The 6,305-nt window shown below is 64.4% G+C and carries 8 protein-coding genes; all 8 read left to right on the top strand.

Annotation, left to right across the window (positions count from 1 at the left end; all coding sequences use genetic code 11):
- Nucleotides 1-1,348, top strand: a 1,348-nt coding sequence (locus ABGV18_RS11275) for a phage major tropism determinant (protein ID WP_396586116.1), incomplete at its 5' end; no start/stop codon positions are given.
- A 339-nt stretch (nt 1,349-1,687) separates the two neighbouring features.
- Nucleotides 1,688-2,698 carry a reverse transcriptase domain-containing protein gene (locus ABGV18_RS11280; RefSeq protein WP_396586117.1) on the top strand — a complete coding sequence of 337 codons (1,011 nt, stop codon included), beginning with the start codon at nt 1,688-1,690 and terminating at the stop codon, nt 2,696-2,698.
- A complete protein-coding gene (locus tag ABGV18_RS11285; RefSeq protein WP_396586118.1) occupies nt 2,698-3,012 on the top strand; it encodes a hypothetical protein in 315 nt (104 codons plus the stop codon). Before ABGV18_RS11280 ends, ABGV18_RS11285 begins: the two co-directional genes overlap by 1 nt.
- Nucleotides 3,009-3,608 (top strand): hypothetical protein, encoded by a 600-nt coding sequence (locus ABGV18_RS11290; protein ID WP_396586119.1) that lies wholly within the window; start codon nt 3,009-3,011, stop codon nt 3,606-3,608. The genes ABGV18_RS11285 and ABGV18_RS11290 overlap by 4 nt, the downstream gene beginning before the upstream one ends.
- A 128-nt stretch (nt 3,609-3,736) precedes the next feature.
- The gene (locus ABGV18_RS11295) at nt 3,737-4,078 is read left to right on the top strand and encodes a peptidase M48, Ste24p (RefSeq protein ID WP_396586120.1); all 342 of its coding nucleotides are present in this window, start codon (nt 3,737-3,739) and stop codon (nt 4,076-4,078) included.
- The gene (locus ABGV18_RS11300) at nt 4,078-4,482 is read left to right on the top strand and encodes an N-acetylmuramoyl-L-alanine amidase (protein WP_396586121.1); all 405 of its coding nucleotides are present in this window, start codon (nt 4,078-4,080) and stop codon (nt 4,480-4,482) included. The genes ABGV18_RS11295 and ABGV18_RS11300 overlap by 1 nt, the downstream gene beginning before the upstream one ends.
- A 14-nt stretch (nt 4,483-4,496) precedes the next feature.
- The gene (locus tag ABGV18_RS11305) at nt 4,497-5,060 is read left to right on the top strand and encodes a 3TM-type holin (RefSeq protein WP_396586122.1); all 564 of its coding nucleotides are present in this window, start codon (nt 4,497-4,499) and stop codon (nt 5,058-5,060) included.
- Between the two features lie 21 nt (nt 5,061-5,081).
- Complete coding sequence (locus ABGV18_RS11310) at nt 5,082-6,176, top strand: hypothetical protein (protein ID WP_396586123.1); 1,095 nt, start codon at nt 5,082-5,084, stop codon at nt 6,174-6,176.
- Nucleotides 6,177-6,305 lie beyond the last annotated feature (129 nt).

Consider the following 6,305-nt stretch of genomic DNA (forward strand, 5'->3'; position numbering starts at 1 on the left):
CTCGGCCAACAGCGCGCAGAACGCCGCCAACAGCGAGACGGCCGCGCTTGCCTACTTGGAAGAACTGCGCGGCCGATGGTTTGGCGCGCTGTCGTCCGACCCGACCGTCGACCCCAACGGCGATCCGGTCGAACAGGGCGATGCCTACTGGAACACCGTCGACAAGCAAATCCGCGTCTACAACGGCACGTCGTGGGAGGGCGCGTTCAGCGCGGCGGACGTTGTCTCGCATTCCTCGGCCACCGACGGCCTGGCCGACACGCCAACCGTGCAGGCGGCCATCGAGCGGCTGGCCTTTGTCGCGCGCCACTACGACGCCGGCGGACTGCATGAGGCGACGGGGCAGACAACCATCCAGACGCCCGAGGAAGTGCAACTGCGCATCGGCACCACGGCCTACGTGCTGACCACGCAGACGGCGCTCGACGTTGACGTAGCAGCAAATTGGGACGACGGCACCCTGGCGACTCCGGCCAACCGGGCGGGCAGTGACTTCTACCTCTACTACTGCCAGCCCGCCAGTGGCAGCGAGCCGGACCTTATTCTCTCGGCCAACAGCACCATGCCGAGCAGCATCCCCAGCGGGGCGACCCCCACGGCAGACAACACGCGCAAGATTGCCGGTTTTCACTGCCTGTGCGCCGATGTGGGCACCATCACTGGCCACCCGCTTTCCGGCTTTTTGGCAGGCGACGTGTTGCCGCGAAGCGTCTGGGACCAGTTCCATCGGCCCGAGTCCGAGCCGGAGGGCATGGTCTACGACCCGAGTACCGCCCGCTGGGTGGACATCTATCTCGCTTCATGGAACGGCGCGACGATGGAGAGCGTCTACAACGCGACCATCGCGGACGGCGGAAGCTCGCCCGCCTTCCATTGGTACAACTTCGCCGAGCTTCTGCCGGACGGCAAGAACCTGCCGTTCCAGCCACAGTTCCAGAAAATGGCGCTTGGCTCCCCACAGGAAACCAACATCGCGGGCAGCGCTGATCCCGTCACCACCGGCGGCCACTCCGACACCGCCGGGCGCCGCATTGTTTCCAACATCGGCTGCGAGGACTGCACTGGTGTGGTGTGGCAGTGGGGCGCGGAAGGCGGCGCGACAAACGACGTCGGTTCGGCTTACGCGGTTGCGGACACGACGGCCACCGCCGGTTCCTACGACGCTATTAACGGCGTCGGCCGAGGTCAGCACTACGAAGCCCCCAACCGGCCGGTCTTCGGTGGCAGTTGGGCGGGTGGCTCGGCGTGCGGGTCGCGCGGTTCGGGTTGGAATGCTTCGCCGCTGGCGCTGAGTTCCTCCCATTCGGCGCGCGGCGTCGCGGAGCCAGCAAAAAATCGGAGGATTTAAGCAGTTTTCGTAGCCCTGATTCACATCGGGGCTAAGGAAAAGGTACGAGAACTCTAGTCGTGTTGGCCGATCTTCGGTGGCAATTGGACGAATGGCTCGAAATGCGGGTCACGCAGTTCGAATTGGAATAATTCGCCTCTGAATCTGAATTCCAACAATTCGGCGCACGGCGTCACGGATACAGCGGATGAACCGTTACCCATAGTCGCGGGGCCACACGGTCCGCTGGCTGGTTCTCGGACCTCGTTGCGAAGCCCTGACGGGTGGACAGCGAAACACACAGCGACCGCCCGCTTTGGGCTAGTAGAGCAATCGGACGTCCACGGCGGGACCCACACTATGAAACGACACGGCAATCTATCCGACAAGATCACGCACCCCGACAACCTGCTGGCGGCCTACAAGGCGGCGCGGCGCGGCAAGCGGTGGCAGCGGGCGGTGCAGGCATTCGAGCGGGACGTGCCGGGCAACCTGTTGCGCATCCAGCGCGCCCTGTGCACGGGGTCGTTCGACACGTCGCGGTACAAGACGCGCCTGATCCACGAACCAAAGCGCCGGACGATCTACATCCTGCCGTTCTACCCGGATCGCATCGTGCAGCACGCCATCATCCAGGTGCTGGAACCGATATGGGACGCGCTTTTCATTCACGACTCATACGCCTGCCGGAAAGGAAAGGGAATGCACCGGGGCAGTGAGCGCGTCATGCGTTTCGTCCGGGGCCATAAATACGTTTTCAAGGCGGACATCGCCAAGTTCTACCCGTCGATAGACCACGAAATTCTCTTGTCCATTCTCCGGCAGAAAATCAAATGCCGGCCGACGCTTGCGCTGCTCGAAAACATTATCCGATCATTCCCCGGCGGCAAGAACACGCCGATTGGTAATTACACCAGCCAGTGGTTCGGCAATCTCTACATGAACGAGCTGGACACCTTCGTCAAGCAGGAGCTGCGCTGCCGGGCCTACACGCGCTACTGCGACGACTTCGTGATCTTCAGCGACGACAAGGCCGAACTCCACGCCATCAAGGATCGCGTCGAGCGGTTCCTTGCCGAGCGCCTGGCGCTGCGCTTCTCGCACTGGGCTGTGTTTCCGATTAGCCAAGGGCTCGACTTCCTCGGCTACCGGCACTGGCGCCACAAGGTGCTGGCGCGCAAGTCCACGGTGCGTCGAGTCAAGCGGCGCGTGGTCCGGCTGCCCCACCGCTGGGTGACCGGGCGCATGACCTCGGACCAGGTTGTCTCGTCGATCGCCAGCACCGAAGGCTGGTTGCGATGGTGCAACAGTTTCAACCTCCGCCAGTCCCTTGGGCTGGATTCCCTGAAAGCCGACATGGAGCTTCTGTAATGCGCGGATTTCCCAATAGATTCAACACCCGGCAGGACGTGGACAATGCGTTCGCCGTAGACCCTGAACAGACAGCAGGACGGCTGCAAATGATGATCGACCACCGCCATAACTGGCACATCACCGCCGCGCTGGCGGACACCGAAACCGGCGTAACTGACAGCACGCACCGAGTGCGCGAGGACACGGACGAAAGCGGCGCGGTGGTAGAACGCTACCAGGAGGAATGGCGCGAAGACCCCCACGCCACGCTTTTCCGGCTGGGCCTGACGGTGGCCGAGGCCAAACAAATGATTCAGGAGGCAACGGCGTGATTGAATCAGCCCTCTACCTCACCGCAGCCGCCGTTATCGGCGCGCTTATCCACCGCTATCGAGGCGGGGGATTTCCGGTGCTGCCGAGCCCAGGGCGAAGCCTGTGGCTCGCAGCGCCCGCCGTGGGGCTTATCGCGTGGCCGTTCGTCGGCGCGCTTCCGGCTTTCTACCTGTTCGTACTCTACCTGGCCGGCAGCGTGCAGGGGTGGGGCAGCTACTTCGACCTCGGGCGCAAGGCGGACGGGTGGAAAGACGACCCGGAAGTGGGTTGGATCGACACGTCGCTTGCCTACCTGTTCGGCGAGGAACGGGCCGGGCGTTCGCCGGGGTGGCGCTTCAAGCGTGATTTCACCGGCATGGCGCTTCGAGGCCTGCACTACCTGCCGATGGTGCTGGTTATCCCAAGCGCGTTCGTCTCCTGGTGGGCGCTGGTGCCGGGCGTGATCGCCGTCGCCCTGTTCGCCCCGGCCTACTGGCTCGGCTATCAGGTGCCGCGATCGTGGGGGCGCGAGTTCTACGGCACCAGCTTGGCCGAATACGTCGTGGGCGCGATCTTTGGCGCGGCCCTGACGGCGCAATACCTGATCGCAACCTAGCGCCGAATGGTGCACGTACCGCGCCAATCACTTGCGAGACTCAACACCCATAGCCAGACGCTATGGGTTTTTTTATGTGTAATGCCCGCCGCGTCCCCCGACAACGCAACACCCGATCTGGGGCGCTTATGACAGAGCCAGCATCCACCGTCGCCGGTTTTCTCGGAGTCAAGTTCGCCGCGGTGATCGCCGGCATGGCTGGCGCGGTCATCAGTCTGCGATTCATCGACGACTTGAGCATGTTCGGCCGCGTACTCGCGGTGCTCACCGGCGCACTCACCGCCGGGTACCTGTCCCCGGCGGCCGGTCAGTGGCTCGGGGTATCGCAGCCGACCGAGAACGCGATTGCCTTTGTCTTCGGACTCACGGCCATGAACGTCATTCCGGGCCTCATGAAGCTGTCCGAGAAGTTCGCCTCCGACCCGCTGTCGTTCATCCGCGCCCCGCATAGCCACCGGAGAAAAGACTGATGGACATCCGATACCTCGTCGTTCATTGCAGCGACAGCCCCAACGGCCGCGACGACTCCGCCGCCGACATCCACCGTTGGCACCTAGAGCGCGGCTGGTCCGGCATCGGGTACCACGCCGTGATCCGTCGCGACGGTGGCGTCGAGATGGGCCGCCCGCCGTACTGGCAAGGCGCCCACGTGCGCAAGCACAACCACGAAGCGCTTGGCGTCTGCCTGATCGGCACGGACGCTTTCACCCCCGAGCAGTTCGACGCCCTCGAGTCCCTGCTGCTTGCCTGGGGATCGGTGTACCCGGACGCGCGGGTCGTCGGCCACCGGGATCTCGACGACCGCGGCAAGACCTGTCCCAACTTAGATGCGCACGCCTGGTGGGTGGCGCGCCAAAAAAAGCAGATCGACTGAAAGGGGTATCGCTTATGAACTGGTCAGACGTTGGGAAGATGGTCGGCAAGGCGGCCCCGTTGGTCGGCACGGCCCTCGGTGGCGCGCCCGGTGCTGCAATCGGCGGGCTGGTCGCCTCCGTGCTCGGCGTAGACAACGACCCCACCGCCGTAGCCCGGGCCATCGAGGCCGACCCGCAGGCACTCGAACGCATCAAGCAGATGGAGATCGACCACCGCGAGGAACTCACGCGCATGCACCTGCAGGCCGAGACCACGCGGCTGGCCGAAGTGAACCAGACCATGCGCGCCGAGGCCGGCAGCGATGACCCCTACGTCCGCCGCTGGCGCCCGACGTTCGGGTATCTCACCGCCTTGTCATGGGCAACGCTGGTGACCGCTATCGCGTGGAGCATCGCCTTCGAGCCGAAGCACGCCGGCACGGTCGCGCAGATCGTGTCCGCGGTGACGCCCATGTTCGGCGTGGCGTTGGCCGTGCTGGGCATTAACGTCTCGAAGCGCTCACAGGACAAGCAAGTCGCAGCCGGCCAGCAGCCCAAGGGGTTACTGACGGCCATCGCCGAGAAGATCGGTAAATGATGTAACTGCAGGAGGCAACCAATGCCCACTCCGCCGCTGACTCGAGATGCCGCCCAGGAGGTGGTCGACACATACGAGGCCTGTCTCCGTGACGGGTTCAAGGTGACCGGGGTGCCGAGCGCCCGGGCCGAGGCCGCCCGCCGGCTCGACCTGCCAACCGGCACCTTCAACAATCGACTGCGCCGCGCGGCCGAGCTCTACGGCATCGAGCCGAACGGCGAAACGCCCCCGGCGCCCTTCGAGGTAGAGAAGCCCGACTCCGAACACACGCCGATCGAGGACCTGCTCGCGATCCGCAAAAAGCGATTCGCCCGCAAGCGGCGGCACGAGGAGCAACGCGCCCTGATTCCAGTGCGCATCAACCTGCCCGGCCCGATTGGCATTTGCCACTTCGGCGATCCGCACGTCGACGACGACGGCACCGACCTCGAGGCGCTGGAGCGGGACAGCCAGATCGTGCGCGAGACCGAGGGCCTTTTCGCCGGCAACATCGGCGACACCACCAACAACTGGATAGGCCGGCTGGCGCGGCTCTACGGCGAGCAGGGCACAACCGAGGCCGAGGCGTGGATGCTGGCCGAGTGGTTCATCACCGGACTGCGCGAGGAATGGCTCTACCTGATCGGCGGCAACCACGACGCGTGGTCCGGTGCCGGTGACCCGCTGCAATGGATCTTGCGCCAGGAGCCCGGCGTCTACCAGTCGAGCGAGACCCGCCTCGAACTGATGTTCCCCAACGGCCAGCGCGTGCGCATCAACGCCCACCACGATTTCAGCGGGCACTCACAGTGGAACCCGGCGCACGGCAGCATGAAGGCCGCACAGATGGGCTTCCACGACCACATACTCATCAACGGACACAAGCACGTCAGCGGCTACGGCATCGTCAAGGACCCGGCCAACGGCGTGCTCTCCCACTGCATCCAGGTGGCGAGCTACAAGGTCTACGATCGGTACGCCCGCGAAAAGGGATTCCGCGACCAGCACATCAGCCCGGCCGTGGTCACGGTCATCGACCCCGACGCCAAGGACCAACGCGGCCTGATCACCACCTTCTGGGACGTGCAACAAGGCGCCGACTTCCTCACCTATCTGCGGGAGCGGAAAGTGGCGTAGGAGGTGTAAAGCGCCGCGCCTACGTCCTAGCACCAATCCTGCTCCTACGTTTTGAATACCATTTGAATAGGATTTGAATAGCCCGGCCGGGGACCAGACACGAAAAAGCCCGGCGAGCATGATGCTGCC

It is taken from the genome of Guyparkeria halopsychrophila (assembly GCF_044582135.1).
Classification (GTDB): domain Bacteria; phylum Pseudomonadota; class Gammaproteobacteria; order Halothiobacillales; family Halothiobacillaceae; genus Guyparkeria.